This window comes from Achromobacter sp. D7-1, assembly GCF_059760445.1.
In genome coordinates this window covers 46836-69768 of sequence record NZ_JCBAMT010000013.1, presented here as the reverse complement: position 1 = coordinate 69768, position 22933 = coordinate 46836, and the positions used below count along the sequence as shown (strand labels likewise).

General features: G+C 62.6%; 28 protein-coding genes. 7 read left to right on the top strand and 21 right to left on the bottom strand.

Annotated features, from left to right (window positions below; translation table 11 throughout):
• Positions 1 to 42 precede the first annotated feature (42 nt).
• Genes AC6LKD_RS08495 through AC6LKD_RS08485 form a run of 3 tightly spaced genes read right to left on the bottom strand, consistent with a single transcriptional unit; the run spans position 43 to position 2302 of the window.
• Positions 43 to 660: a pilus assembly protein TadE gene (locus tag AC6LKD_RS08495; protein WP_013392853.1), complete on the bottom strand. Its 618-nt coding sequence runs from the start codon at positions 658 to 660 to the stop codon at positions 43 to 45.
• The gene (locus AC6LKD_RS08490; RefSeq protein WP_498115891.1) at positions 657 to 2075 is read right to left on the bottom strand and encodes a pilus assembly protein TadG-related protein; all 1419 of its coding nucleotides are present in this window, start codon (positions 2073 to 2075) and stop codon (positions 657 to 659) included. The genes AC6LKD_RS08495 and AC6LKD_RS08490 overlap by 4 nt, the downstream gene beginning before the upstream one ends.
• On the bottom strand, positions 2072 to 2302 hold the full coding sequence (locus tag AC6LKD_RS08485) for a hypothetical protein (protein WP_498115906.1): 231 nt from the start codon (positions 2300 to 2302) through the stop codon (positions 2072 to 2074). The genes AC6LKD_RS08490 and AC6LKD_RS08485 overlap by 4 nt, the downstream gene beginning before the upstream one ends.
• A 300-nt stretch (positions 2303 to 2602) precedes the next feature.
• Between AC6LKD_RS08485 and AC6LKD_RS08480 the strand changes: the two genes are divergently transcribed.
• The 5 genes from AC6LKD_RS08480 (at position 2603) to AC6LKD_RS08460 (ending at position 5409) form a co-directional block, all read left to right on the top strand.
• A complete protein-coding gene (locus AC6LKD_RS08480; protein ID WP_498115890.1) occupies positions 2603 to 2818 on the top strand; it encodes a ribbon-helix-helix protein, CopG family in 216 nt (71 codons plus the stop codon).
• 12 nt (positions 2819 to 2830) lie between these two features.
• Entirely contained in the window at positions 2831 to 3184 is a 354-nt protein-coding gene (locus AC6LKD_RS08475; RefSeq protein WP_498115889.1) for a hypothetical protein, read from the top strand.
• Entirely contained in the window at positions 3181 to 4419 is a 1239-nt protein-coding gene (locus tag AC6LKD_RS08470) for an ATP-binding protein (protein ID WP_498115888.1), read from the top strand. Before AC6LKD_RS08475 ends, AC6LKD_RS08470 begins: the two co-directional genes overlap by 4 nt.
• A 143-nt stretch (positions 4420 to 4562) precedes the next feature.
• Positions 4563 to 4712: a hypothetical protein gene (locus AC6LKD_RS08465; RefSeq protein ID WP_498115887.1), complete on the top strand. Its 150-nt coding sequence runs from the start codon at positions 4563 to 4565 to the stop codon at positions 4710 to 4712.
• A gap of 31 nt (positions 4713 to 4743) precedes the next feature.
• Complete coding sequence (locus AC6LKD_RS08460; protein WP_498115886.1) at positions 4744 to 5409, top strand: SOS response-associated peptidase; 666 nt, start codon at positions 4744 to 4746, stop codon at positions 5407 to 5409.
• 7 nt (positions 5410 to 5416) lie between these two features.
• On the opposite strand, the gene AC6LKD_RS08455 is transcribed toward AC6LKD_RS08460, so the two are convergent.
• Both AC6LKD_RS08455 and AC6LKD_RS08450 read right to left on the bottom strand, forming a co-directional pair.
• Positions 5417 to 5695 carry a DUF2164 domain-containing protein gene (locus tag AC6LKD_RS08455; protein ID WP_498115885.1) on the bottom strand — a complete coding sequence of 93 codons (279 nt, stop codon included), beginning with the start codon at positions 5693 to 5695 and terminating at the stop codon, positions 5417 to 5419.
• Between the two features lie 6 nt (positions 5696 to 5701).
• Positions 5702 to 5896, bottom strand: a complete 195-nt coding sequence (locus tag AC6LKD_RS08450) for a hypothetical protein (RefSeq protein ID WP_498115884.1) — start codon at positions 5894 to 5896, stop codon at positions 5702 to 5704.
• Between the two features lie 88 nt (positions 5897 to 5984).
• Here AC6LKD_RS08450 and AC6LKD_RS08445 point away from each other — a divergent pair, with 88 nt between their 5' ends.
• Complete coding sequence (locus AC6LKD_RS08445; RefSeq protein ID WP_498115905.1) at positions 5985 to 6278, top strand: hypothetical protein; 294 nt, start codon at positions 5985 to 5987, stop codon at positions 6276 to 6278.
• A gap of 87 nt (positions 6279 to 6365) precedes the next feature.
• Entirely contained in the window at positions 6366 to 6602 is a 237-nt protein-coding gene (locus AC6LKD_RS08440) for a CrpP-related protein (protein WP_498115883.1), read from the top strand.
• A 481-nt stretch (positions 6603 to 7083) separates the two neighbouring features.
• Here AC6LKD_RS08440 and AC6LKD_RS08435 read toward each other — a convergent pair whose 3' ends face one another.
• The 16 genes from AC6LKD_RS08435 to AC6LKD_RS08360 all read right to left on the bottom strand — a co-directional run bounded on the left by AC6LKD_RS08435 (position 7084) and on the right by AC6LKD_RS08360 (position 22911).
• The gene (locus tag AC6LKD_RS08435; RefSeq protein WP_498115882.1) at positions 7084 to 7299 is read right to left on the bottom strand and encodes a DNA-3-methyladenine glycosylase; all 216 of its coding nucleotides are present in this window, start codon (positions 7297 to 7299) and stop codon (positions 7084 to 7086) included.
• A 115-nt stretch (positions 7300 to 7414) separates the two neighbouring features.
• Positions 7415 to 7900: a lysis system i-spanin subunit Rz gene (locus AC6LKD_RS08430; protein WP_498115881.1), complete on the bottom strand. Its 486-nt coding sequence runs from the start codon at positions 7898 to 7900 to the stop codon at positions 7415 to 7417.
• A gap of 29 nt (positions 7901 to 7929) precedes the next feature.
• Complete coding sequence (locus AC6LKD_RS08425; RefSeq protein ID WP_498115880.1) at positions 7930 to 8460, bottom strand: hypothetical protein; 531 nt, start codon at positions 8458 to 8460, stop codon at positions 7930 to 7932.
• A complete protein-coding gene (locus tag AC6LKD_RS08420; RefSeq protein WP_498115879.1) occupies positions 8457 to 8756 on the bottom strand; it encodes a phage holin family protein in 300 nt (99 codons plus the stop codon). Before AC6LKD_RS08420 ends, AC6LKD_RS08425 begins: the two co-directional genes overlap by 4 nt.
• A 1-nt stretch (position 8757) precedes the next feature.
• Positions 8758 to 9105 (bottom strand): putative holin, encoded by a 348-nt coding sequence (locus AC6LKD_RS08415; RefSeq protein ID WP_498115878.1) that lies wholly within the window; start codon positions 9103 to 9105, stop codon positions 8758 to 8760.
• A gap of 30 nt (positions 9106 to 9135) precedes the next feature.
• Positions 9136 to 9348 carry a hypothetical protein gene (locus tag AC6LKD_RS08410; RefSeq protein WP_498115877.1) on the bottom strand — a complete coding sequence of 71 codons (213 nt, stop codon included), beginning with the start codon at positions 9346 to 9348 and terminating at the stop codon, positions 9136 to 9138.
• Entirely contained in the window at positions 9345 to 9794 is a 450-nt protein-coding gene (locus AC6LKD_RS08405) for a hypothetical protein (protein ID WP_498115876.1), read from the bottom strand. Before AC6LKD_RS08405 ends, AC6LKD_RS08410 begins: the two co-directional genes overlap by 4 nt.
• Positions 9795 to 9804: 10 nt before the next feature.
• Positions 9805 to 15501: a TipJ family phage tail tip protein gene (locus AC6LKD_RS08400; RefSeq protein WP_498115875.1), complete on the bottom strand. Its 5697-nt coding sequence runs from the start codon at positions 15499 to 15501 to the stop codon at positions 9805 to 9807.
• 5 nt (positions 15502 to 15506) lie between these two features.
• A complete protein-coding gene (locus AC6LKD_RS08395) occupies positions 15507 to 16142 on the bottom strand; it encodes a tail assembly protein (protein WP_498115904.1) in 636 nt (211 codons plus the stop codon).
• A 2-nt stretch (positions 16143 to 16144) separates the two neighbouring features.
• Positions 16145 to 16930: a C40 family peptidase gene (locus AC6LKD_RS08390; RefSeq protein ID WP_498115874.1), complete on the bottom strand. Its 786-nt coding sequence runs from the start codon at positions 16928 to 16930 to the stop codon at positions 16145 to 16147.
• The gene (locus AC6LKD_RS08385) at positions 16927 to 17664 is read right to left on the bottom strand and encodes a phage minor tail protein L (protein ID WP_498115873.1); all 738 of its coding nucleotides are present in this window, start codon (positions 17662 to 17664) and stop codon (positions 16927 to 16929) included. Before AC6LKD_RS08385 ends, AC6LKD_RS08390 begins: the two co-directional genes overlap by 4 nt.
• A 58-nt stretch (positions 17665 to 17722) precedes the next feature.
• The gene (locus tag AC6LKD_RS08380) at positions 17723 to 18079 is read right to left on the bottom strand and encodes a phage tail protein (protein WP_498115872.1); all 357 of its coding nucleotides are present in this window, start codon (positions 18077 to 18079) and stop codon (positions 17723 to 17725) included.
• Between the two features lie 5 nt (positions 18080 to 18084).
• Complete coding sequence (locus AC6LKD_RS08375; protein WP_498115871.1) at positions 18085 to 21603, bottom strand: phage tail tape measure protein; 3519 nt, start codon at positions 21601 to 21603, stop codon at positions 18085 to 18087.
• A 1-nt stretch (position 21604) separates the two neighbouring features.
• Positions 21605 to 21850: a DUF1799 domain-containing protein gene (locus tag AC6LKD_RS08370; RefSeq protein WP_498115870.1), complete on the bottom strand. Its 246-nt coding sequence runs from the start codon at positions 21848 to 21850 to the stop codon at positions 21605 to 21607.
• A gap of 62 nt (positions 21851 to 21912) precedes the next feature.
• On the bottom strand, positions 21913 to 22251 hold the full coding sequence (locus tag AC6LKD_RS08365) for a phage tail assembly chaperone (RefSeq protein ID WP_498115869.1): 339 nt from the start codon (positions 22249 to 22251) through the stop codon (positions 21913 to 21915).
• A gap of 9 nt (positions 22252 to 22260) precedes the next feature.
• A complete protein-coding gene (locus AC6LKD_RS08360) occupies positions 22261 to 22911 on the bottom strand; it encodes a phage tail protein (RefSeq protein ID WP_498115868.1) in 651 nt (216 codons plus the stop codon).
• Positions 22912 to 22933 lie beyond the last annotated feature (22 nt).

Below are 22933 nucleotides of genomic sequence, written 5' to 3'. Positions count from 1 at the left end.
GGGCAACCTGCCCCACAGGCAATGGCGAAAGACAAAGTCCGATCATTTGCCCGCCCCCTTGCGATTGCTAAGCCGATCCGCGGGCACCACATCCGCCCATTCGGACAGCCAGTCCAGCGACAGGCCAGGCCTGCGCCACGGCCCGTCCAGGCGGTCGACAACAGGCTTCAAACGCCGTGCCTCCGCCAGCGAAGCGCTTTCAGCCCTGCGCCAGGATGTTGGCGCACGGCCGATGCGGCGCTGCGCGTCGGTGTCGCCGTGCGCATACCCGGCGCCGCTTGCCACGTGCGTGCGGCGGGCGATGCGCAACCAGGCCGCATTGTCCCGGTCACGGCGCGCAGTGCTTGCCGTCGCGGTCATCAGTTTCAGTTCCGCGCCGAACCATTCGTCCTGCAAGGCGGTGACCTGGGCTGGCGCGATACCAGGCAGCGCGCTGGCATTCCGCGACAGCGCCGTGCCGCTTGGAGCGTGCTGATTCTGCGAGGGTTGCCCCAAGGCGCCGGCCATCGCGGCCTTGCGGCTGGCCTGCGCGACTTCCTGAGCCGTGAACTGCAATCCGCCTATCCAGGATGCCGCCCAAAGCAGCAGGGCCAGCAGCGGCAGCATCAGCAACGCTTCGATCAAGGCCTGCCCTTGCTGCCGCGTGCGAATCCGATTCATGGCGTCCCCCTTGCCCGCGCAGCCTCGCCCACGGTAACGGCCGACAGGCGCGCTTGCCAGTAGGGACGGAAAAGCGTGGCAAGTTCATCACGGCCGTCCGCGCGTGGTTCCGGCCGGGCAAAGTAGGTCTCCGCCGCTGAGGTCACGGTAATGGCGTCCTCCGGACCGAGGGCGGCATAGCGGAACTTTCCCTCGGGCGCCCGAACCGCGCTTTGCGCATCCGTGGTTTTCAAGGATGTACCGGCAAGCCGGACGGCCACCGCGAAGCGCAGGGCATCGCCGCTGCGCGACAAGGCGACTTCGCGATAGGCGGGCAGGCCCCGGCCCGGCCAGCGCTGAGCAGCAGCCATGGCGTATGAGTTGGCCATGGGATTGCTTATGTCATTGAGCAGATCCCACTTTGTTGACAGTTCCACCCAGCGCCAGAAATCCTGGTCGGAAAAATCGAGCGGCGGCTCATCCACGTACTCCAGGCCTTCGGGCGATTTGATCTTCTGCCCCTGCGCCGTACCCCAGCCCATGGCGTATTCGCGAAAGTAGCAGCCCCTCCAGCGGTTGAAGCGCAGTGCATGGTAGGACTGGGTGTCCAGCGCCCCCCAACGCCCGTCCGGTCCCAACCAGGTAGAGCCCCGGCGCCGCAGCTCGTGACGATGCAGCGGGCATAGCGGTTGAACCATCCACGGATTGCGCCGTGTGGCGCTACGGCGATTGAGGAAGCCATAGCGTTCCACTGCCTGCTCGACGGCGGGTCGCAGACCTGCGTCGCGCATGGCCAGGCGGCGCCCCACGTAGCCAGGCCACCCGTCCGTCAGCAGCCGCAAACTGGCGCCTCTGGCATGCACGCCATCTGCGCCGAGTGTCGGAACATCCTCCGCAAGATTGGCGACCAGGACCTTATTCATGATGCGACCGCGCGAATCCGTCAGACCGGCGACAGCGGACGCCGCGGCGGCTTCCAGGACCTGGTGGACGACTCTGTCGTGCTCGCCGAACGCCGCTGCCAGCCTCTGTTCCGCATCAGGCACGGCTTGCGCGGTTTGATAGGCCATGCCGACATCCGGACCAAACAACATGGTGATCAAGCCCGCGGGCGGATTGCGGCGATTGCGCTGAGACTGCAGGGTGCGGGCGTATTGCGCCGACGCACCTAGCGTGACCAGATGGGCCATGGCGACCTGATGCGCGATCTGTGTCCGGTTGATATAGGCAAGGGCATTGAGCGCGCGCGCTTGCTCCAGCGCCCCGCTATACGCCGCCGCGTCCGCGGCATGCGTCAGCCGCTGACGCGCTCCCACGGTCTGGCCCAGGTTGTACAGCACGACCAGGGAGATGCCCCCCACCGCCACCATCAGCAGGCCCAGGACCAGCGCCTGGCCACGCTGGTGGGTAAGCGATGCGCAAGAACGTGTAGTCACTTCGCATCCGCGGCATTGCCGGTGAAGGACTTGAGCGACCGCGCCTTGGTCTGCGCCGCCGCTTTCTGCGCCGCCTGTTGCGCCGCACGGCTCTGCGCTCCGCCGTCCTCGCCGGCAAGTTCACGCGCCATGGCGGCGGTCTGCGATCGCACCACCTGGCCGAAGTACTGATACACCGCTATGGCCGCTACGGCGACCAAGGCCACGACCACGATGTATTCGGTCAGACTATCGAAAATCCACCATATCCCATTGATTTGCCAGGGCTTGTGGAGCAAAGTTGTCTAACCACACTTCACCACGAATGGTCCATAAGCTCTTGATTTCAAAGCGTATGACCATTGGTTTTAGACGAATTTCTTGAGCCGTGGCGCTGGGTTTCAGCGCCCCCATGTACTGCCTCAAAGTTGGGCCTCTTTCAGGCGTAGCGGCGTCGGCAGCGCTACGCAGCCACCTTTTTAACTTCTATTGGAAGTATTTTTTATGGTAAAATTCCACCCAATTGCCGTACCATCGAGGAGCGTTCCATGTCTACTACGGAAAAAATGAAGATCACCGTGAGTCTTCCTGCCTCCACGGTCGATGAAATCAAGAAGTTAGCGAGCAAATTGGGCGTCAGCGGAAGCGAAGTGCTACGCCGAGCTGTCAGCACAGAACTTTTCTTTGATGACATCGAAGACAAGCACGGCAAGGTCTTGGTTGAGCTACCAAATCAACCTACACGCCAAATTGTGAGACGGTGAGAGAGTTTCGCAATGGGGCTCAATAACAATGCAGGTGACAGCGCCGCGAAGAGCATGACTCCAGAAGATCTCGACCTTGATGCTGCGCTTCCAGGGAAGGAAGATACTGCAACGACCCTGCACACTGAACCGTATGACCCTCTTCCAAACGAGGACAAGGCGCGCAGACACATTGCCTACCTGCTGATCTGGCTTTTGATAGGAATTTGCGCCGCCACGTTCCTCTCTGTTTGGTTCGGCAAGGTACCGGTTGCAGACTTGGTAAGAGTCCTCGAGATCTTGCTGGGACCAGTCGTGGCATTGGTATCTGCCGCTACCGGTTTTTACTACGGCACTAAAGCTCATCATCGCCATCCCAAATCATGAACGCAGAAGATCAACCCACCCGTCGCTCACGTTATTTCGAAGTAAGCCGAGTCTTCACCCCAACTGCTCCGGTGGATGAGCGAGACTTATTCGCCGGGCGGTTGGAACAGTTAGGCAAGGTCATCGATGCGGTTCACCAGAAGGGGCAGCACGCAATAATTTACGGTGAGCGCGGAGTGGGTAAGACATCCCTCGTAAACGTGCTGGCCGACTTTCTCCCTGAATCGGGTAGCCGCATCGTCGTCACCCCTCGAGTGAACTGCGACGGTGCCGACACTTTTCAATCGCTTTTTGAAAAGGCGCTTCGAGAAATAAAGCTAGCTGAGCTGGTTAACCAACCAGGGTTCAACTCCGAACCGCAGAAAAAAGAGATAGATGGATTGAGCTTTCTTGACGGCCCCATATCTCCTGACAACATCAGGCGCGCTCTGGGAGAGTTGAGCAAACAGGTACAAACCATCATCATTTTTGATGAATTCGATAGATTGAACGAAAGGACGAAACGTGCGGTTGCTGACGCTGTAAAAGCGCTGTCCGATCACGGGGTGGACACCACTTTGGTCCTGGTGGGCGTTGCAGATACTGTTGCAGACCTGATCAAGGAACATGCCTCAATCGAGCGAGCCATGGCGCAAGTTCCAATGCCCCGGATGTCCGAGGATGAGATTATGGAGTTGATCCGCCGGGGCATGGAGCGCCTGGGTATCAGTACGACAGAGCCCGGCGTACACGCCATCAGGAATCTGTCACAGGGCCTTCCGCACTACGCGCATTTGCTCTGTTTGCATGCAGCCCGAACGGCGATTGAACGTGAGACCGATTGCGTGGATTCGAGTGAGGTTACCGAAGCGGTTGATGAGGCGATTAGCGGTGCTCAACAGTCCATCTTGAGTGCCTATCACCTATCAACGATGAGCCCCCGCAAAGACAACCTCTTTGCCGACGTATTGCTTGCATGCGCGATGTCCCCCACTGATCAACTAGGATATTTTGCTGCGCAAGATGTCCGCACACCAATGCAGGCAATCACAGGAAAGGCATATCAAATCCCAAGCTTTTCGCAGCACCTCAACGAATTCTGCGAAGAAAAGCGGGGTCCGATTCTAAAAAAAATCGGAACATCCCGGAGATTTCGATTTCGCTTCATCAACCCGCTAATGCAGCCCTACGTCATCATGCACGGCGTGAAAGCTGGCAAGATCCCTTTGACTGGGGCCGGAGACGCTGCGGAGTAAGGCTCGCAGCGCCGCAATGTGCATCAGCCTTGCGACGGCGCATTGAGCAAACCATCTCAGCGCACCTCTTACAGGCGATCAATTGGTCCGAGATCGCCTGGTGAGGGCCGCATGCCGACTTTCGATAGGGTAGATTGCCACATATGGAATCCTGGCCCTTCGACACCATCCGTCCTGACCATATCCATGCCCTGTCACACGCAGAGCGCCAAGTGCCTGAAGCTATCGCCCAGGCCTACGTGGCTGAGGTCGAATTGCAGCGCCTGAACGGCGCGCACTCGGGGCCTGGCTGACCATATACTGGCCCTTCCATTGGGAGGGCCCATGTGCAGTCACTACACCGCGCTCAAGAAGCAGGAACAGATGGAGAAGTACTTCCAGGCGCGCGGCATTCCACTGCCGCCGGAGTCGGATATGTGGCCCCGACGCCTTGGACCGTTCATTCGTCGGCCCCCTGAGCACGATGCCGGCGACGAGGCGGTCCCGGAGCGCGAAGCGATAGTCGGCCGCTGGGGCATGATCGCACCCAGCACCCCGCTAGAGAAGTTGGCGAAGGCTGAGAAGATCGCGACATTCAACGCCAAGAGCGAGACCGCACACACGCTTTGGACATTCCGCTTGGCTTGGGCGAAGGGCCGACACTGCATTATCCCGGCCGAGGCAATCTTCGAACCCGACTGGAGATCCGGCGCCGCGGTGGCCACGCGCTTCACGCGCGCTGACGGCGCACCGTTAGGCATCGCCGGATTGTGGGATCGCTACCGGGACGCGGCCGGCCAATGGCAGGAGAGCTACACCATGCTCACCATCAATGCCGACCAGGATCCGCTTTTCCAGAACTACCACCAGGCCGGCAAGGAAAAGCGCATGGTCGTGATCCTGCCGGAGGGCGCCTACCAGAACTGGCTCACCGCGCCAGTCGCGGACACCCGGGATTTCCTGGCGCCCTACCCGGCCGACCGGCTGGTGGCCGAGGCCCAGCCCAAGTAGGCAAGCGCTACCTTTTGCGCCCGCGCCCGTCCTTATCATGCTTGCGCCAGTAGGTGAACTCTTCTTCGTGAACCTCCAGATCTAGTTCGGAGACTCGCGCTTGCAGCCGCTCCTGCACGTCCACCACGGCCCGGTTGTAGATCGTGGGCCCGATCTCTTCCAAGATGAATCCGAGCAGCGCGCCGGCGGCGACATTGCCGATTCGCTCTTCCATGTTCTGGTCGAAGTAGCGTTGAATGGATGCGATGGCGGCATCTCGCACACCGCGCTCAAGCTCAATGGCCATGAGGCTTCACCCTAACTTTTGATTGAACAATTCTTGCGCCGCAGCCAGGGATGCGCGCATGCCGTAGATCGTGCCATTGTCGCCGCGGCTGAACCACAGCTCGTACTGCCACATGCCATCCACGAAGACACGGCAGATCGTCCAGCCGAGCGGGCCCTGCCAGTAATAGTCGTCCCGCTGCGTCCACTCCAGATCGGCCATGGTCTGTCCCCTACCGGCCAGAATCAGGGCCGAATTGCGCGAATTCTAGGCTTGATTACACTGTATGTCCATACAGTTGTTTTCTGCCATGCCGTTCAAAGAACCGCTCACCTTCGCCGACCTCCGGGCCATCCGGGAGCGTCAGCCCTGGAACCCTGATGTGCTCTCCCTGCTATGGGAGGTGAAGCGCCTGCGCGCGGCGCTGCTGCGCCTGCATCAGGTGTCCTTTGAATTGAAGCGGCCAGCCGGCCTGACGGGCGACATCTACGACGACCTGCTGGCGGGCTTGGCGGAGGAGCCCTGTGTACAGGAGCGGGAGCAAATGACCGCCGGACTCCTGGAATCACCGCGCAAGCTGCGCAAGGGCATGCGGCCGCGCTAGTCCAGGTAGTACCGCCACACTATTGCAAGCGTCGCGCCGCGTGCGCAATACTGTCCTTCCCGTGATCTTCTTTTGGAGGGTATAGCAATGCAACGCGACGACATCCGAAAGTTGGGCGCCCAAGCTGCCCTCGAAGGGCTGAGCTTATTCGATTGCCCCTACTATTGTGCCTCGGCCATGCCGGGCCACACGGGCGAGGCCATCCGGGATTGGCGTGAAAAAGTCGACGCATGGGAAGCAGGGTGGGTAGCCGAAACAGAGTCGAGGAAACGGCTGGCGACGGTGAGGCCCCCGCCACGCTCAATTGAGCGACGCCACACCTAAAATACTCTTTAGCGCCCCAGCAATGGGGCGTTTTAAATGCTTGCCCGGAGAACGAGTACGTCGAAAAACACTCATCCCAGCTGAGCTGTTCAGCCGAACGCCGGATGTTCCTCAGAGGCTCAAGGTGTTAAATAAGACGCCAACGGACCAATGCCCCGCCAGGTCACGACCATTCGACCTCGGGCGCAATCATCTGAGGAGGGAGGACATGGCGGGCGGCACTCGATTGTCCGATGTGATCGTAAAGTTGCCCGATCGTTCCATCTGCCGGGTGGAGCGTAGGCTAGTCACCAAACGCGATCCAACCGGACTCCCCGTCCGCGAGTACATTTGCTCCTTGCCGACGGGCGAACCCGTCATTTGGCTGTCATGCGGGAAATACCGCATGCCTGACGACGCCGTAGCAGTCGCTGTAGCGCACAAGCGTGCCGTCTCATGAGGACGCGGAGTCACCCCGCCGCACCGAGACCATGCAGCACCTTCAGAGGGGGCTGCGACGGTAGTCCTCAGCGCGCGCCAACGTGCGGTAGAACGCCGCGCCAACGTTTAATAAGCGCTCGATCTCTTGCGGTTCCAACTTGTCCCGCACATCCCAGAGGGAGGACGCGTATTCGGCCAGAATGTCCGCCCAGTCCTCAAACCTATTCAATTTCGCAGACCTGGTAAGTATTTCACCCAACAAATCATCGTGTCCCATTGCTTTCTCCTCGGCAGTAGCGGCCCCGCGCCGCTCAGTGTGCAGGTCATGCCGCACGTAACGTGCCCAAACTGTCCTCCTAAGTTAAGAGTTTGTCGATGTCTGATTTGTCGATTCAACGGAGCCGCGCCTGGCAGGCCTGCAGTTGCGCTGTCAACTGTCGGATCCCAGCTCGAAGGGCGAAATAATCCGATCGAGCAGCGGGATCAAGCTCGGGGCGGGCTCCATCACCCACGCGGGCGGCGGCTCCGGCTGGGGGCACTCCACCGCCGGCGGCGGCGCAGGTCGCGTGGACGCGCAACCGCTGGCGCCCAGCGTCAACATCAGCACGTAGACGGTCATCCTCAACTTGGGCATTTCGCATTCCTCCATACGCAGCCCACTCGGCCTTCGCGTTTCGTTCGTTGATTTCCCCCACGACGGCGTAGCGCCGCAGCAGGATCTCGCGCGCCTGACGCTGCGACTCGGCCACGCGGTCGGACTCGTCAGCACGCATCGAGGCGACCACCGCGCCATAGCGCCACCCTTGCGCGGTCCAGGCCGCACCGCCGACGATCAGCGCGCCGGCCAGCGCCGCCGCGGTGTAGCCTTTCCAGCCCATCAACGCGCCGACAACACGCGCTAGGCCGTTCACCGCGCCACCTCGGCGACTGCCTGCGCATAGTTGCGGCCCCACTTGGCCCGAAGCTCCGCGCGCTGCGCCGGAGTGCCGCGCTCGTATGCGCCGGGCCGCCAGGTGCGCAGGTACAGGTTCCAGGCGCCCTGCTCATCGCCCACCGCAGGCAGCCGGCCCGGGTCGCTCCACAGCAGCAGACGAGCCAGGCCGGCCGCCAGCATATCGTCATGCTCGATGGCATCCCAGATCGCGGCATCGCGCGCGGGCACACCCCGGACCTGGTAGAGGTGGGTAGCCGCAGCGCTTGTTGCCGCGTGCAGCCGGACGCCGTGCACCATGCCGCCGCCCTGCTCCGCTTGCCAGAAGCTCTTGGCGGGGCCAATCGGCCGCGGCGGGCGGCCGACCAGTTGACGGCGGTCCACAAAGCGACTTTCTTGCAGACCGGTAGCCAGTAGCTGGACGCGCGCCGCGGGCGTGTCCATCTTGACCGGCAACAGCGACAGCGCCGGGTTGATCGCCCCCGCGACAATTTCTTTCAAGGTCATGAATTGATCCTCACAATGCACGCCACATTCCCCTGGGCGCGATAAACCAGCACGGCGATCAGCACCGCAACCACCGCCTGCCACACCGTCACAGGCTCATGCCGCACAAGCACATCCAGGGCCTGGCCGCCCGTGCCTACAATGAGTAAGTAGGCCAGCCAAGACATCCCCCTCCGGAACCGTGCGCCGTTGCGCCGGTAAAGCAGCAGCCGCACGGCCGAAGCGAAATTCGCCCCCACAAACAAAAGGGCCACCAGATGCTGGTGGCCCATACTGATCATTTCGCCAGGTTGCATCTCAGCTCCCCTTCTTGAAGACCGTGGTGAAGTCGAACGTCTTGATGCGCTCGATAGCCGCCAAGGCGATGGTCACGACCAGCGCAGCAGCGCCGAATGCCGCGATGGCGGTTTCCTTGACAGGCGTCAGCGCCACCACATCCGGTGCGGCCAGGTAGCCGATCACGAAGGAAATCGCCCAGTAGACTCCTCGCGACAGCAAGCCCCCATCCTTTCGCGACACCACGAACAGTGATGCCCCAGCAAACGCCCCGATAAGAGCGTTGCCATCAATCCCCGGCAGCAGGCCGGCGAACGTCACGCCCGCGGCGGCTGCCACCACAACACCTGTGCTTGCAGGTTCTGCCATCTATCTGCACTCCACAAAAAAAGGCCCGCGCTAGGCGGGCTGGTTATCTTCAGGTTTGACTGGGTTTCGACGTTTCACGTCCAGACACTTGTCGACCCAATCGCGCACTTCGGCCGGCAATTCGGTCCCCTGCTCTCGCAGGTAGGCAGCGAGCTTCATCATGGCGTCCAGCTGATCGCCGATCGGCGGGTACTGCTCACGCCGTCGCGCGAGCGGGCAAGTCTTGAACGAAACTTTCCTCATGGAATAAACATCTCCTTTTCAAGGTAGCGAGGAAGGCCCCAGAGGCACAGTCGGTAGGGTCCAGGAACATCAAACTCCATTTCCAGCGGCCCCGGCTCGGTTACCTCATAGTCCTGCCTGTTGTAAACGATGGTGATGCCCACAGGAACATCATGCAGAACCAGGCCCGCGCTGTAAGCCGGGTTTTCCTCCCGCGGCTTGACCTCCTCCGTGGAGTGATCGAACCAGTCCAGGCCAAGCCTAGCCTCTCCGATTCGCCCGCCACCCGCAAGCTGGTGAGGAAGCTGGACGGGATCATAAATTCCGACGCTGTGTATCCAACCCTCACCGTCCGCAAAAAAAACGTGTGTGTACACCACGTCGCTGGCCGGAAACTCATTGGCCGGAGTGTCGCCGCCGCTGAGCATCGCAAGGACCTCACCCGCGATTACTTCATTTTTCTCCATCTGATTTCGCCTATCGTTGGAAACTGAGAATTGCAATTCGTCCGCTAACCCACATCGTGCCGTTGTTTGGCCGGGGGCATGTGACGGTTACGCCAAAGCCGCCCCCCGCGCCAACCGGGGCGCTGATGTACGTTCCCGTCTGACTCCAGGATGCCCGGGTCGACGTACCGGAAGTGGTGACCTGATTGACCGGGACACTAAAGAAAGCCCTGCCATCAGTAGCGGTGGCCGTAACGTCACCATACATTCCCGTATAGTTCGCATCGTTCCAATCACCATTAATCTGCACAAACAAAAGGCAGGTTCCGCCATAGGGAAGCGGAAGCCAGATGCTGTCCGTGTTCGTGCCGGACGTGCGGCCAACTGCCCAACTGAAATCCTTGTAGGTCCCAGCGACCACAGAGCCGTTTGCAATGCGCAGGGTGTCAACCTGGGCTACGCCAATATGAGCAGTACCAATCTGGGCTTGCCCGATCTTGGCGTAAGTTATGGCCCCGTCAATGATGTTGGCCGTACCGATGGATGCCCATGCCATCTTTGCATTGGTTACCGCCAGGTCCGCGATCTTGGCATTGGTGATTGAGGCATCGCGGATATAGGCGTCCGCGATAAAGGTTTGCCCATTCGTCACCGCGAAGGGTGCTGAGTAAGCCCCGTTCACCCCGTGCAGAAGCAGAAACCTGTCAGCCACAAACGTGACGTGACTAGCAATGAGACCAGTGTTAGGGTCGGCAGTAATGCCGACCCCCATACCGGCGACGTGAACAATCCCGGCGCTATTGATGCCAACGCGCACGTTCCAGTTTGCGGCTACCTTGCCATCCAGCGCGGCCAGCGCGGTGCTGGTTTGCTGTACAGCGGCCTCGTTCGTGCCGACACGCGCGGTAACGGTGTCGATACGCTGACCCAGCGCGCTATCCGCATTGGCGCGGACGTTCTGCTCCGCGGTGATGTGGGCGGCATTGTCGGCCTCGAATGCCCCCTCAATATTCATTGAGAGGTCAACCAGACACAGATTGTCGGCGATGACGTTGTTGTCAGCGCCCTGCCCTCGGATGAGGTACAGGAGGCACTTCGCAAATGCCGCACCAGGCGGGGCCGTCAGGAGTCCCGTGTACGGATGAGAAGCCGAAGACGCTAGATTCCACACCGCAATTGCGGGGGTGGTAATCCACGTTCCCGCTGCATCCATCCAGATGGTGTAAATGGCGCCTATGCCCTTACTGGCCAGGTGGTTCTGCACCGCTCGGCCGCTAAACATATAGCGCTTCCCCGCCTCCACAGGAAATCCCGCACCGCCGGCATTCGCGGACATAAGCAGATCGCCGACTTGGTAATCAGGCAACCCCGCCGGAGACTCGAATCTGGCTATATATGGGAACTTGTGGCCAGAGCCGGTGGACGAGGTGGGCCATCCAGTGACGGTGAAGGGCTTGAGGGATCCGCTCCACAGCTCGGCGCGCAGGTAGTACGGATCCGGGTAAAGGTTTCCGCCCCCAGGGGTGGCGCTGAACTGGGCGGAAAGCTGGTTGATGCGGCTTGCGTTCGCCTCATCGCCGCTGGTCCGCGCCTGGGCCTCAGCCAGGATTGCGGCGTCCAGTCGGCCGGATTCCGTCTGCGTGGTGGCGCGCAGCGTTTCAATGGTCTCGGAAAGCGCGGTGTCATTGGCTGCGCGTGTCCTCGCTTCCCCCAGGAGCAAGGCATGCGACATAGGCGCACCGATGCGACCCAGCGCCACGTAATCCAGATCCATGGCGCCGTGAATCGAATTACCGATCATGACGCGGGAGAAGGTTTGCGCCGAGGCGTAGCCGGTGGCGGTTGATAGATCAACCTCAGCAGTCTGCCAACCCGTGATTGCGGGATCCACCAGCAGCGACGCTTGAATGCTAGTCGCTTGGTCGTTGTTCTGGGCCAGGTAGACGGGCAGGTTATTGGCCGTGAATCCAGGCGCCAGGCGCACGCGCACGCGCAGCACCGGGAACAGTCGAGCATTAGGCCGGTTGTCCGGGTTGGCTATCCAGCCGCTATCAACGAGGCCCGCGTTCGGGGCCGCCGCCTTGGCCAGCGTGATGTACTGCGGCGCCGCGCCGGCCCAGGTTACGACAGAGCCGTTATAGCCGCCCCAGCCATCGGTGTCGCTGTTGAAATTCCAGGCCGTGCCGGTGTCGAATCCTTGCTCGCTATTGGCCTCCATGAGGGTGATCCGCTGGGCCAGCGCCTCGTCGGCGTTGGCGCGGGTTTGCGTCTCGGCCAGGATGCTGGCCTCGTTCGTTTCGGTCGCGGATGCAACCTTGCCGATTTCGATGGCCAGCGCATCATCAGCGCTCGCTCGCGTTTGCGCCTCCCGGTTGATGGCGGCGGTGTTCTCGCCCACGGTAACGCCCAGCGCGGCCGAGGTCTGGGCCAGGCCCTCCATCGTCACGGCCATTTCCGAAACCTGAGAGTTTGTCTCGGCGGTCGTGGTTTCGAGCGTGGTGGTGCGCTGCGCCAGGCCGGCCGTGGTGGTATCCAGCTCGATGATGCTGGACTCCATACCCTCGGTCTTGGTCTCCAGCGTGGTCAACCGCTGCGCCTGGTCGGCGCTGGTGGTCTGGATGCTCTGGATTTCACTGGTATGCGTGTCGCTGGTGGTCTTGAGGGTTTGCAGTGCGGTAGCCTGGCCAGCCGTGACTTCCTCCAGATCGGTGATCGCGGAGCCGTGCTCCCCCTGCTTGGCCTCCAGTTGCGTGATGCGCGTGACGCTGCCCGCCGTCACAACCTCCACCGCGCCCATGCGGCCCGTCAGATCGCCTACAGCCTCAGCCAGGCTGTCATAGTTGCCGATCTTGTCCCAATACGCCTCATCGCTCGGCAGGATCCCCGCCGGCACGTCCTGGATGGCGCGGTACAGGCCGCCATTCCAGGAAACCAGCGTGCCGGACAGGTAGGTTTCGGCGGAATCCCAAGCGGGCGTGCCGACCAGGCTCGACACTTCGGCCTGGAGCGCGTCGATGCGGCCGCCGAGCTGCGCGGCGTTTGCGTCCGCCTCATCCTTTCGCTCGTTCGCCTCGGTGATGATCGCGTCCGCGTTGGCCTGGATCTGCCCGGCCTGCGTAGCCACTCGGGCGTCGATATCTTCAATGCTGCGCGCGTTGCTTTCGATCTTGGAAAGCATCTGCTGGCCCTCTTCGGACGATACAAATTCGTCCTTAAAGGCTTCCAGATACTCGGTTGGGTCGGTCAACGTGATGCCGTGCACGCCAGCATCGCCCACTGGGAAAAAGTCGCCCTTTTCGCCGTTGGAGTCCACCAGGCGCCCCCAGAACCAGAACTCATCTCCAGCCTTGAGGCCGGACAGCTCCAGGGTGTTCGCCGGGTACGCCAGGGGGGTATACATGGCGGCCTGTGTGAAGTCGGCGGCGGGCGCGCGGAAGATTTCCACGGCGCGCAGTGGGCTGATGGTCTCGGGATATCCCCACTCCAGGCCAATGCCGTACAGCCGCGGCGTCGTGCGCAGGTAGGTCAGCATGGGCGGTGGCGCAAGGGTGCCATCCAGCCCAGTCGGGTCGGACACTGCCCATGCGGAACGCACCTCCAGCGGGCTGATGGCCTGCACGCGAACCTGGTAGACCCCCGCGCGGATGCCGGGAACCTCCACGGCCTCCAGCGTGGTCTCGGGTAGACCGATCCAGTCCGAATTTCCGCGCCGCCACTGCACCATGTAGGAACGCGCATCCTTGCTGCCGCCCCACTCGGCGCGCAAAGTGATCACCGCCGCACCCTGGTCCACACTGGTGTTATTGGTCAGGCGGACATTCGTCGGCGGCGCAATCTCCCGGCTCGGGATGATGGAAATGGGCAGCGGGTCCAGCTTCGTGCCGTAGTCCACGGCAGCATGCTTGCCCACAACCTCCTGGACCGCCGTAAGCTCCACCTCCATCTTGCCGCGATGGGCCACGCCGGTGACGCGGAACAGTTGCGGCTTGACGTCCGGGGCGCTGACGGACCAACCGGCCTCGTCCTGCGGATCCTCGGTAAAGGGAGTTGTCGTGACCTTTACTACATCTTCCAGGTACTCCACCGCCTGAATCAACTGGGTTTGGCACATGCCGCTGGGCATATTCACGGTCAGGGTGTTGCCTGGGGCCACGCGAGCGCGGCGATCCAGCGTCAGGACGGTGCGGGAGTGGGCGCTGGCCACGCGGCCGCCGATCATTGCGCCAGCCAGCACACTATCAGCAACCTCCACCACCGAGCCAGGCAGCACCACGGCATAGTCCAGTCCCACGATGAAGCGGACGCCGCGCGTCTGCTCCACGCTGGTAAGCAGTTTCCACTTTCCCATGCGGTGGGCCTGGCCACGGCTCACACACATAAAGGCCGTCATCGTGGTTTCCTTGACGCCGTAGCGCCCGAGGCCAGCGGGATCTTCTACCGGCTCCACCTTCTGCTTTCCGAAATCCTCCAAGTTGTTATAGGAGACCTGGGCCACCGTGAAGCGGGTTTTGCCGCGCGTGCCGGTGTAGTTGAATTTGCCCTTGATGTTCGCGCGGCTGTACGTAAATACGGGCTGCGCGGGCATGTCTGCCGTGGTGACGATAGTGCCGTTTGCCGCGAAGGATGCGCCACGGAAAATACTGGCGATGTCCTGGAGCAGCTTGGCCGCGTCCTCGCGCGTGGCGATCTGGCCCACGGCGCGGAATCGCGGCTCCATGCCGCCCAGGCCATCGGGCACCAGCTCGTCGCAATACCGCGCGATGTTATAGAGGGACCAGCGATCAACCATCCCCAGGTTGATCCGGTCACCCAGGCCGAAGATATCGGACAGGATGATATCCAGCAGCACCCAGGCCGGATTACTGCACACTGCCAGCTTGAAAGTGCCATCCCACGCGCCCGAGTAGGTGCGCGTTGCCGGGCCGTAGTTGGACGGGACGCGGATCATGCGACCCTTGGCGCGCACAGCGCGCGTGGGGATCGCGTTGAACAGGGTGGCCGGAAGCTTGTAGCCCACCAGCGCGATATTCGGATAGCGCATGCGCTGGTCCGTCACGGTGGTGAAGGCGTCCACGTACAGGTTGGACGAAATGGCCGAATCCTGCGAGTCCGGCGAGGTCCGGCGAACGCGGATGCTCCACGGGCCGGAGCGAATGGGCAGGTTGATGCGATGCGTCCGCGTGTAGCGCTTCGTGGTCTTGCCGCGCATGGACGATTTCAACACCATTTCCCAGGGGCCGCCGTCCGTCTGCAGGTCTATTTCGTAGTCGATGAAATAGCCATCCAGATCGCCGTTCTTCCTGTTCTGCTCCGTCAGCCGGTCGGTGGACAGTGTGATTCGCACGCCGTCATGCTCATCACCTGTGATTAGCTGGACCCACGGAACGCCGCTCTTCACCTGAAAGCCGACTGCGATTGTCGCCTCGGCGCCAGGGAATCCCGGGATGGGGTCTTGCGTCTGCGTGCCGGTGCGGTAGTGCACCTCCACGTCAGGCCAATTCATGCTGCCGTCATCGTTCTGGACGGGTGTACCGTTCAGGAAAATATCGCGGAGGAAACGCTCCTCGCCGCTGTACGTCCCGCCCGTGGGGCCGATGTTGATGGCGTCCAGGATCCGGGCAAACTGGGTACTGTGCAGACTGTCCGGCGCTTCCTTGGCCACACGGCCGCCGCCGCCGCCCTTTCCGCCGCCCGAGCCGACAACGGCCGGCGGCAATTCATTCATCATTCCCATTACTGCGTATCCTCGGAATAGATGCCCTGCGCGATCACTGCACTGCCAGCCCAGAAATATCCGTCATGGTCGGAATACCCGATTGGGAACGGGTTTCCCTGGGCAGTCATGTTGACCGGGCCGTTGAATGCATACGACGCCTTGTTGTTCACGCTGTCAGCAACGCTCACGCCGGGCGGTGACGGGGAAAGCGCCTGCGCGATCCCGCCTAGCACCATGGCGGCGCCCATCCAGGCCGCCGAGCCGATTGCACCAGAAGCCGCAAATGCCGCCGCAGCGCCGCCCGCAGTCACTACGGCCGCCGCGATCATGACCACACCCAGAACAATCTGGAAGAGGCCGCCGCGCTTGCTGCCGCGAATGATCGGGGCGATGCGGATCTCGTCCTCATCGTCCAGCCAATCGCGCAACCGTTCCTGGCCAATGCGGCGCGTGCCGTGCAAACAGGCAAACTCCTGGCGATTGGCGGCAGCGTGCGCCATGTAGCGCTTGAAGCCCGGGACCATTTCGCCCAGGGCGCTAATGACTTCGCCAATGCTGGTGACAACCAATCGATGCGTGCGGCCGAAGAGACGGCCCAGCTCGCCGTACAGGCGCACGGTGCGAACGGTCTCCTCATCGTTGTATACGGGCATACTCACTGGAGTTTCTCCTGCGTCTCATGCCGCGCAACCATGACGGTGCAGTGCTTGTACATACCACCGTAAAGGGTCCGCTCAGAAGGGCGGCCGTGCATGTGGTGGACCATCGCGCCTTCTTTCGGATGCAGACCGGGCTGCTCTTTAAGCTGCGTGCTGCCCAGGTAAAGCGCGGCGTGGTTAGGCACGTCAGAACCGATCTGCATCAAAATCATGTCCCAAGGCTGTAATGCCTCGCCTTCGGCCAGCACGCGCCAGCCATCACCGGCCAGGTTGTCCACGTAGAGGTTTTCCCCCTTCTTCCACCACTCATTTTCGCGGTGGTGGTCCGGCAGCACGATGCCCAGCTCGCGGCCGAACGCATCGCGGATAATCGCGTAGCAGTCCAGGAAGCCATGCACGAAGGGCCGCGCCAACAGCGGCGTGGACACGTTGGACGGGGCCACGCCGATTACTTTGGTTGCGCGCGGCTTGCCGGTGTCGTCGTGCACCGGGATGATGTACCAGGGCAGGTTTCCGGAGTCGCACGACGCTTTGTCGGCCGTGGTGGGGCCGTCAGGCCCGCGCGGATGCGAGTGAACCACGCCCACGACTTCGCCGATGCTCTCGGCGGCAATGAACGCCTGCCCAGAAATCTCGAAGTCGAACTGCGGTTTTTCGGCGCTGTTCGTCGTCTTGAGGTACTGGATTTCGTTGCCAACGCGCACCAGGAGGCCGCAAGACTCATTCGGGAAATCCTCCACCGCGTGGCGCTTCATTTCGTTCATGGTTTTGCGGTCGATCATGCTCGCGTCCTGTCTGCGGCCGGGCAGGCCACGAAGTTGATGATGGAGTCCGGGAATCCGCTCTCGCGGAGCCGGCACGACGACAGCAGGCCAGGGCATTTATCCTTGGCCGGGTCGGCGGTCGGGTTGTTGTCCAGATCGAACATGGCCGCGCCGGTGTAGCCGCAATAAGGGCCGCGATAGCCGCCCTTCCGGGTCCAGGGGCAAACGCTGGTCTGAATCACCAGGTCTGGGATCCGGCGGTCATCGGCGTCCATGACGTTGGACAGCTCGAACACAACCACCGAATCATCCTCGGCAAGCTTTCCCTCTATGCGCCAGCGCTGCGGTGCATACTGCTGCGCCGGGTCCGCCGATGGGTTGCCCTCGGCGAAGTTGGCCGCGTCCAGGTAGAGACCCAGCGTGCGCCGCGTGATGACGGGTGCGCCCACAAGATCCTGGAACTGGATGCAGAGCGCCGAAACCAAGCCGGGGATCGCGTCGCCGTTCACATCGCTGCCGATGTTTGCCACAGAGAGGGATGGGGTGGGCTGTACGCCCTCGGCCGTGTACTCCAGGCCGTCAACCTCAATGGGCCACGCCGAATACTCCAGACCATCAAAGATGATGGGGCCGACCTGCATGTAACCGTGGAACAGCAAACGCTCGCCGCCAAGCTCGCGCAAATCGATCTCGAAAAGGTCCACCAGCTCGCCAACATCAAGGCGCTGGACCTGGGCATAGATACCGGGCACTCTGGCCTCCTAAATGGGGCGGGCGCGGCCAGGGTATGGCGCGCGCCCGCGTTGTGGATCAGCCGCCAGGAGGCAGCTCGCCGGCATAGGTGAACTCACCAGATACCAGCCAGGTCGGCCCGCCTTGCGGTAGCGCCGACCAGGTTTTGCAGCGCCAAAGGCGGCGCGTGCCAGTGAACGGGTCCGCCCAGATAAAGCGCCGGCCCATGCTCTTGACGAGGAAGTTATGCACGTCCAGCGCCATCGCCTTATCGCCAGGTACGGTGATTGGCCAGGAGGTCCGAAGCGCCTGGATAGCAGGGCCATCCAGCGCCACGGCCTCGTGTCCGTCGGCGAACTGAGCGGACAGAAGCGCTGGCGTGTACTTCCCCTGCGTCTCGTCCGTCACTTTCCAAGTGAAAGTTTCAAAAGCCATGGGCGTTACCTCATCTGCATTTCTCGTGTTTTGTTGTAGGAGTACCCACCGGGAGCCCAGGAGCGGGCGAGTTGATCCCGGACGGTGGCCGCTATCGCTTCGCCCATACTCCTCCCCATGTCCTTATTGCTGGATACGCTGGAGTCCCGGCCGTCGCCCGAAACCGTGACGCTCACGTTGATCACGGGCGCCATCGCCGGGCCGCTCTCACCCACATTGTTCACGACCGAGATCCTAGGGACGGAGGAAGTCGGCGACGCCCATGTGCCAGGTGGCCGACCAGCAAGGCCGCCCTGGGCATAGCCCGTCTGGTTGAGGCGATCGAGATTGCCCACCCCGATGCGAGCAGTCGCCGCTGCATTCAGTACATACTCACCCTTATGAACAATTCCAGCTGGTTCGTACTTTCCCCCGTTTCCGGTGTAGCCACCCGAGGACAGGAACATCAGGCCACCACCTGAGCGGGCAGAAGCATTGGCAACGTCAGAAGCAGTTGCGCTGCCGATACCGGCAGAAGCCCCGCTGGAGAACGCGCCGACAATGCTGCCGATCGCCCCCACGATTGCCTGGCGGGCGGCAATGCGTGCCAAGTCCGCAAGGATCGATGTCGCCAGGTCCTTGAAGCTGAGCTTCCCGGTGGTGACGAAGCGCGTCAGGGCGTCTTCCATGCCCTTGAACGCGCCCGAGAACAGGCCCTGCGCCTGTTGGGAAACGTTCGCAGCGGACTCCACATAGTCGGACAGGGCCTCGCGGGCGCCCACGCTCCAATCAGCGTTGAGCTTGTCCAGCTGGTCGTAGTAGGCGCGTTGTTCCCCCAATGCGCCTTGCAACGCTTCGCGGATCTTCGATTGCTCTTCCCTAAAGCGTTCCGAGCCAAGCTGATCCTTGGGGGTCGCCTTCGCCAGCTGGTCCTGATAGCGTTTGAACTCCAGCCGAATCGCGTTTTCAGCTTCGACGCGCTGTCGGGCCACCTGCCCCAGTCCCGAAGCCCCAAGCTGCCGGTCGTACTGCTCCTGACGGGACTCAGCAGAAGAGGCGATTGCCTGCTGGATCTGGGCGGCACGCTCGTCCAGCTTGAGCATTTCCTGCTTGGCCGCCAGCTCCTTCGCAATTCCCTCGTTCTTCGTCAGCTGAGCACGAATGGCATCCTGATTCGCCAGCAGGCTACGCTGTTCGGCAGTGAGAATTGCCTTACCCTTGAGGTCCGCAATCTCCTGCTCAAACTGCGCACGCGCCTTACCGGCGTCGGTCAGCTTCCGCTCACCGACCAATTGCGCGGTCAATGAAGCTTCTTGTTCCCGCAGTTGCGCCAGCCGGCGGGTAGCCGCGTCGTCTTTGTACGCGCCCCCGCTGCCCTTCGGATCTTTGTACTTCTCGTTGATCCGCTTTTCCGCTTCGGCGATCTGCTCGGCAGTCCACCCGGCACGGGCAGCATCCTCGCGCATCGACTTGATTTCGTCGGCACGAATCTGGCTGCGGTCACGCGTGGCCTTCATAAGCTCCCGCAGACGGTCGTCCGCGGCAATCTTCTCCTGCGTGGCCTGCCCCTTCAGCGCGACGCCGCGCGCGGTGGCCTCCTGCTGTTCCTGCCGTGCAATCTCCGCGACGATGACCGCATGTTCCTCCCGGAACCGCTTCAGAGCCTGCTGCGCGCGATTGCGGCCGCCCCCAGTAGCCGCGCCGCCATCGTTTGTGGAAAACCCCTGGTTGTTCTCGATGCTCTCGATGTTCTTGGCAAGCTCCTCCGCTTGCTTGCGCAGTTCACCGATGGGCGTCGGACGCCCAATGTTGAGCATGTAATCCCAGGCGCGACGGGCGGCCAGGCCCAGGCTGTTCCAGCCACGCTCCAACGTCCCCGCGCTGGCACGGACACGATCCGCCGCGCGGTTCGTAGCGTCAGCCAGAGTGGCCTGCGCCAGCGCCACCGCCTGTTCCTTCTGCCCCTGCTGTTCCAGGGCGCGGATACGCTCATAGGTCGCCGAATCCAGGAAGTGCATGGATTCGTTGATCTTGGCGATCGCCTGGCTAGGGCTGTCGCCCAGGCGCGCAAATTCGGCCACCAGGTCGTCGACGGACCTGGCGCCGGTCTCGCTCATGTTCACGATGGCGCCGGCCACCGTTTCCAGCGCGCCGCCGGTAATACGGCCGGACGAAACCAGCTTATTGACCACGTCAGCAGAGCGCCCAATCGTGCTGTTCGCTTCGCCCACGCGCCGGGACATATCGACCAGCTGACCGGAGGTCTTCCCAGCGAAATCGCCCGTCAATGCCAACGAGTTGGCGAAGTCGCGCGATTCGCTCGACCCTTTGTAGAACGCCGTGCCCGCCAGAGCCAGCGCCGCCGCCACTCCACCCACGGCCAGAGAGAACGGCGTGACCATTCCCAGCAACGCCCGGAACATCGGGACAAGGCCACCAAAGCTGTCCTTCAGCTGGCCGCCTTGCTGGATCATGATCAGGAACGGATTTTGCCCGCCAGCCAGCTGCGTGACGATATCCGTCATCTGCGCCGGCACCATCCGCATAGCGGCAGCAGTTTGACGGGCGGAAATGCCGGTCCCGTCCAGGTTCTTGTTGACCTGGGCAAGCCGCGCGATCAGCGGGCCTGCGCGGTCGCCCACACCCAGCTGAGCCGCGCGGTACTCCAGCAGTTGCCGGGCCGTCATGCCGGCGGTTTCCGCCTGCTCACGCAAGCCCGCGATGAACCTATCGCCCTGTGCCGCAGCCTGGGCACTGGAACGCGCCAAGGCTGCTTCCGAGGCGTCCAAGCGCTTCACGGCGGCGCCATACTGTTCCGCCGTGATTCGGCCCTGGTTCCAAAGGGACACCAGCTTGTCGGTCTGGGCCTGGATCGCGGACTGCGAGCCCGCTCCGCGCTCAATAGCGGCCAATGCGGCATTGACCTCGTTGATATCGCGGGTCAGCTCCTGAAAGCCGCGGTTCTGGCCAGCCAGGGCACCCGACCCCTGACTACGCGGCGCCCCGGAAGAGACGGCCGACAGTTCCCGCTCCGCAACAGCCGCAGCGCGGGCTTGCTCGACCTGGCGCTGCAACGCGGCAGCGCGCTCGACGGCGGCCTGGCCGATGTCCCGATAGCGGGCAGCCGTTTGCGCCTCAGACTGGGCCGCCTGGGCGCCAGTGGCCGCTACGGCGCGCTGGCCAGCACTGAGGCCGCCCATAGCCGCTTCCGCTTCGCGGATCTTGGCCACCAGCGGCTCATACACATCCCGCGGCAGCCCTGCCGCCTGCGCCCGATACTCGGCGACCTCCGCGCGAGAGCGGCCCAAGGTGTTCGCCAAGCGCTCCAACGACTGCCGGGCACGCTGCTGCGACGAACTCAACTTCTGGGCGGCGCTCTCGCCCGCGGCTCCGATGCCCTGGAGGCTACCGGATGCCTTGACGGCGGCAGCCGCGGCGACGGACGCCATGCCGTTGACCTCGCGGCCAACCTCCTGCACCGCGGATTTGACGCCACTGTTGTCCGCGCCGAACTCCAGTGTGGCTTTGCCTACAACGTCTGACATGTCAATCCTTGTGCATTTCTTCCAGGGCGGCGCGCTCCATCACACGCACCGAGTCCCATACTTCCGGCCATTCCGCCCGCTTGATGCCCAGAAGCCGCAACACGATAGGCAGCGCGCCATAGTCCAAGCCGGAGGGCCCGCTCGCGCCCACGCGCCACTGCGTATCCATGGCACAGAAGACTTCGAACGGCAGGCGGTTTTCCGAAAGCAGCGCTACCGGCACCGGCTCGATGTCCTGAAGCGTCAACCCCAGCCACGTGTACTCATCGGACGGCGGTGGACGCCAGTACCGCCGCCGCGCCGCCGCGATCAGTTTCCCCGCCGCACCTCTGTCAATTCGGCCAGATACTTGTCCACGATGGCCGTGACGGCCGGCGCGTGGTAGTTGTTGACCAGCTTCGCCAGCGCGTCGACGGAAAACTCTGCGCTCACCCCCTCCCAGCCCTCGACGATGCCCGCCAGCCATTCGGCATCGCTTTTCGCTTCCTTGGAGCCGGTGAGCCAGGCGTTCAGCCCCTCGCCGGTCAGGTGACGGAACACCAGTCGCAAAGGCGCGGGCTCCGCGCCAGGACGCGGAATGTCCACGACGGCCGAAAACGTCGTCGGCGCGTCCAGGGAAAAAACTTGCTCTTTGGTCTGTTTCGACATTGGGGGTCCTTACGCCGCGTAGCGGGTCGGGGCGCCGGTCAGCGCCAGGGTGACCTGGAGCGTCATGGCTTCGTTCTTGGTGGTGGTGGGCATCTCGCTGAACGAGACATAGGCGCGGAAGTAGATGACCGAGCCGTTGGGCAGCTGGAACCGGATCGCGCGCGGTTCGCGGTCGTCGTTTGCGGCCTTCAGCACCGCGTAGTGCGGCAGCGTGTCATCGTCGGCAATCGTGAGGGTGATCGACCGCGCGCTACGGGTGGTCGGGATCTGGCGCTCGTCGCCGGCATCTTCCAGGAAGGAGTAGTTGTAGAACTGCTGCTCGCCGCCCTGGCTCGCCGATTCCATCACCTGCGAAATCTGGGTCCAGTCGATGACGCGCCGCACACTGCCACCGCCCGTGCCCGCGGGATAGCGCTTGGTGTCCGTCGTGTCGATGCCTTCCAGCGCGAGGCCATCGGCCGCCACGGCATCAGCACGGGCAACACGGCCATCGAGCGCCGTCCAGCCGGACACCATTTCCACGATGTCGCCATCAGCCGCGCCATGGCCTGCCGCCGTCACAACCGCCGGCACCGCGTTGGTCACCGCAGTCACCACAGCAACCGCGGCATAGGTCTTCGCAACCGAGAAGATTGCGCCGTTGGGAAGTTTCACGCCCATGTCGGGCCTCCATAAAAAAAGC

Coding starts and splice junctions, on each gene's coding strand:
- AC6LKD_RS08435 (WP_498115882.1), bottom strand. CDS start 7,299: ATGGGACACGATGATTTGTTGGGTGAAATACTTACCAGGTCTGCGAAA.
- AC6LKD_RS08430 (WP_498115881.1), bottom strand. CDS start 7,900: ATGGGCTGGAAAGGCTACACCGCGGCGGCGCTGGCCGGCGCGCTGATC.
- AC6LKD_RS08495 (WP_013392853.1), bottom strand. CDS start 660: ATGAATCGGATTCGCACGCGGCAGCAAGGGCAGGCCTTGATCGAAGCG.
- AC6LKD_RS08390 (WP_498115874.1), bottom strand. CDS start 16,930: ATGATCGACCGCAAAACCATGAACGAAATGAAGCGCCACGCGGTGGAG.
- AC6LKD_RS08375 (WP_498115871.1), bottom strand. CDS start 21,603: ATGTCAGACGTTGTAGGCAAAGCCACACTGGAGTTCGGCGCGGACAAC.
- AC6LKD_RS08440 (WP_498115883.1), top strand. CDS start 6,366: ATGCAACGCGACGACATCCGAAAGTTGGGCGCCCAAGCTGCCCTCGAA.
- AC6LKD_RS08450 (WP_498115884.1), bottom strand. CDS start 5,896: ATGGCCGATCTGGAGTGGACGCAGCGGGACGACTATTACTGGCAGGGC.
- AC6LKD_RS08380 (WP_498115872.1), bottom strand. CDS start 18,079: ATGGCTTTTGAAACTTTCACTTGGAAAGTGACGGACGAGACGCAGGGG.
- AC6LKD_RS08460 (WP_498115886.1), top strand. CDS start 4,744: ATGTGCAGTCACTACACCGCGCTCAAGAAGCAGGAACAGATGGAGAAG.
- AC6LKD_RS08365 (WP_498115869.1), bottom strand. CDS start 22,251: ATGTCGAAACAGACCAAAGAGCAAGTTTTTTCCCTGGACGCGCCGACG.
- AC6LKD_RS08420 (WP_498115879.1), bottom strand. CDS start 8,756: ATGCAACCTGGCGAAATGATCAGTATGGGCCACCAGCATCTGGTGGCC.
- AC6LKD_RS08480 (WP_498115890.1), top strand. CDS start 2,603: ATGTCTACTACGGAAAAAATGAAGATCACCGTGAGTCTTCCTGCCTCC.
- AC6LKD_RS08410 (WP_498115877.1), bottom strand. CDS start 9,348: ATGAGGAAAGTTTCGTTCAAGACTTGCCCGCTCGCGCGACGGCGTGAG.
- AC6LKD_RS08405 (WP_498115876.1), bottom strand. CDS start 9,794: ATGGAGAAAAATGAAGTAATCGCGGGTGAGGTCCTTGCGATGCTCAGC.
- AC6LKD_RS08470 (WP_498115888.1), top strand. CDS start 3,181: ATGAACGCAGAAGATCAACCCACCCGTCGCTCACGTTATTTCGAAGTA.
- AC6LKD_RS08360 (WP_498115868.1), bottom strand. CDS start 22,911: ATGGGCGTGAAACTTCCCAACGGCGCAATCTTCTCGGTTGCGAAGACC.
- AC6LKD_RS08400 (WP_498115875.1), bottom strand. CDS start 15,501: ATGATGAATGAATTGCCGCCGGCCGTTGTCGGCTCGGGCGGCGGAAAG.
- AC6LKD_RS08465 (WP_498115887.1), top strand. CDS start 4,563: ATGGAATCCTGGCCCTTCGACACCATCCGTCCTGACCATATCCATGCC.
- AC6LKD_RS08395 (WP_498115904.1), bottom strand. CDS start 16,142: ATGCCCGTATACAACGATGAGGAGACCGTTCGCACCGTGCGCCTGTAC.
- AC6LKD_RS08445 (WP_498115905.1), top strand. CDS start 5,985: ATGCCGTTCAAAGAACCGCTCACCTTCGCCGACCTCCGGGCCATCCGG.
- AC6LKD_RS08425 (WP_498115880.1), bottom strand. CDS start 8,460: ATGACCTTGAAAGAAATTGTCGCGGGGGCGATCAACCCGGCGCTGTCG.
- AC6LKD_RS08415 (WP_498115878.1), bottom strand. CDS start 9,105: ATGGCAGAACCTGCAAGCACAGGTGTTGTGGTGGCAGCCGCCGCGGGC.
- AC6LKD_RS08475 (WP_498115889.1), top strand. CDS start 2,831: ATGGGGCTCAATAACAATGCAGGTGACAGCGCCGCGAAGAGCATGACT.
- AC6LKD_RS08455 (WP_498115885.1), bottom strand. CDS start 5,695: ATGGCCATTGAGCTTGAGCGCGGTGTGCGAGATGCCGCCATCGCATCC.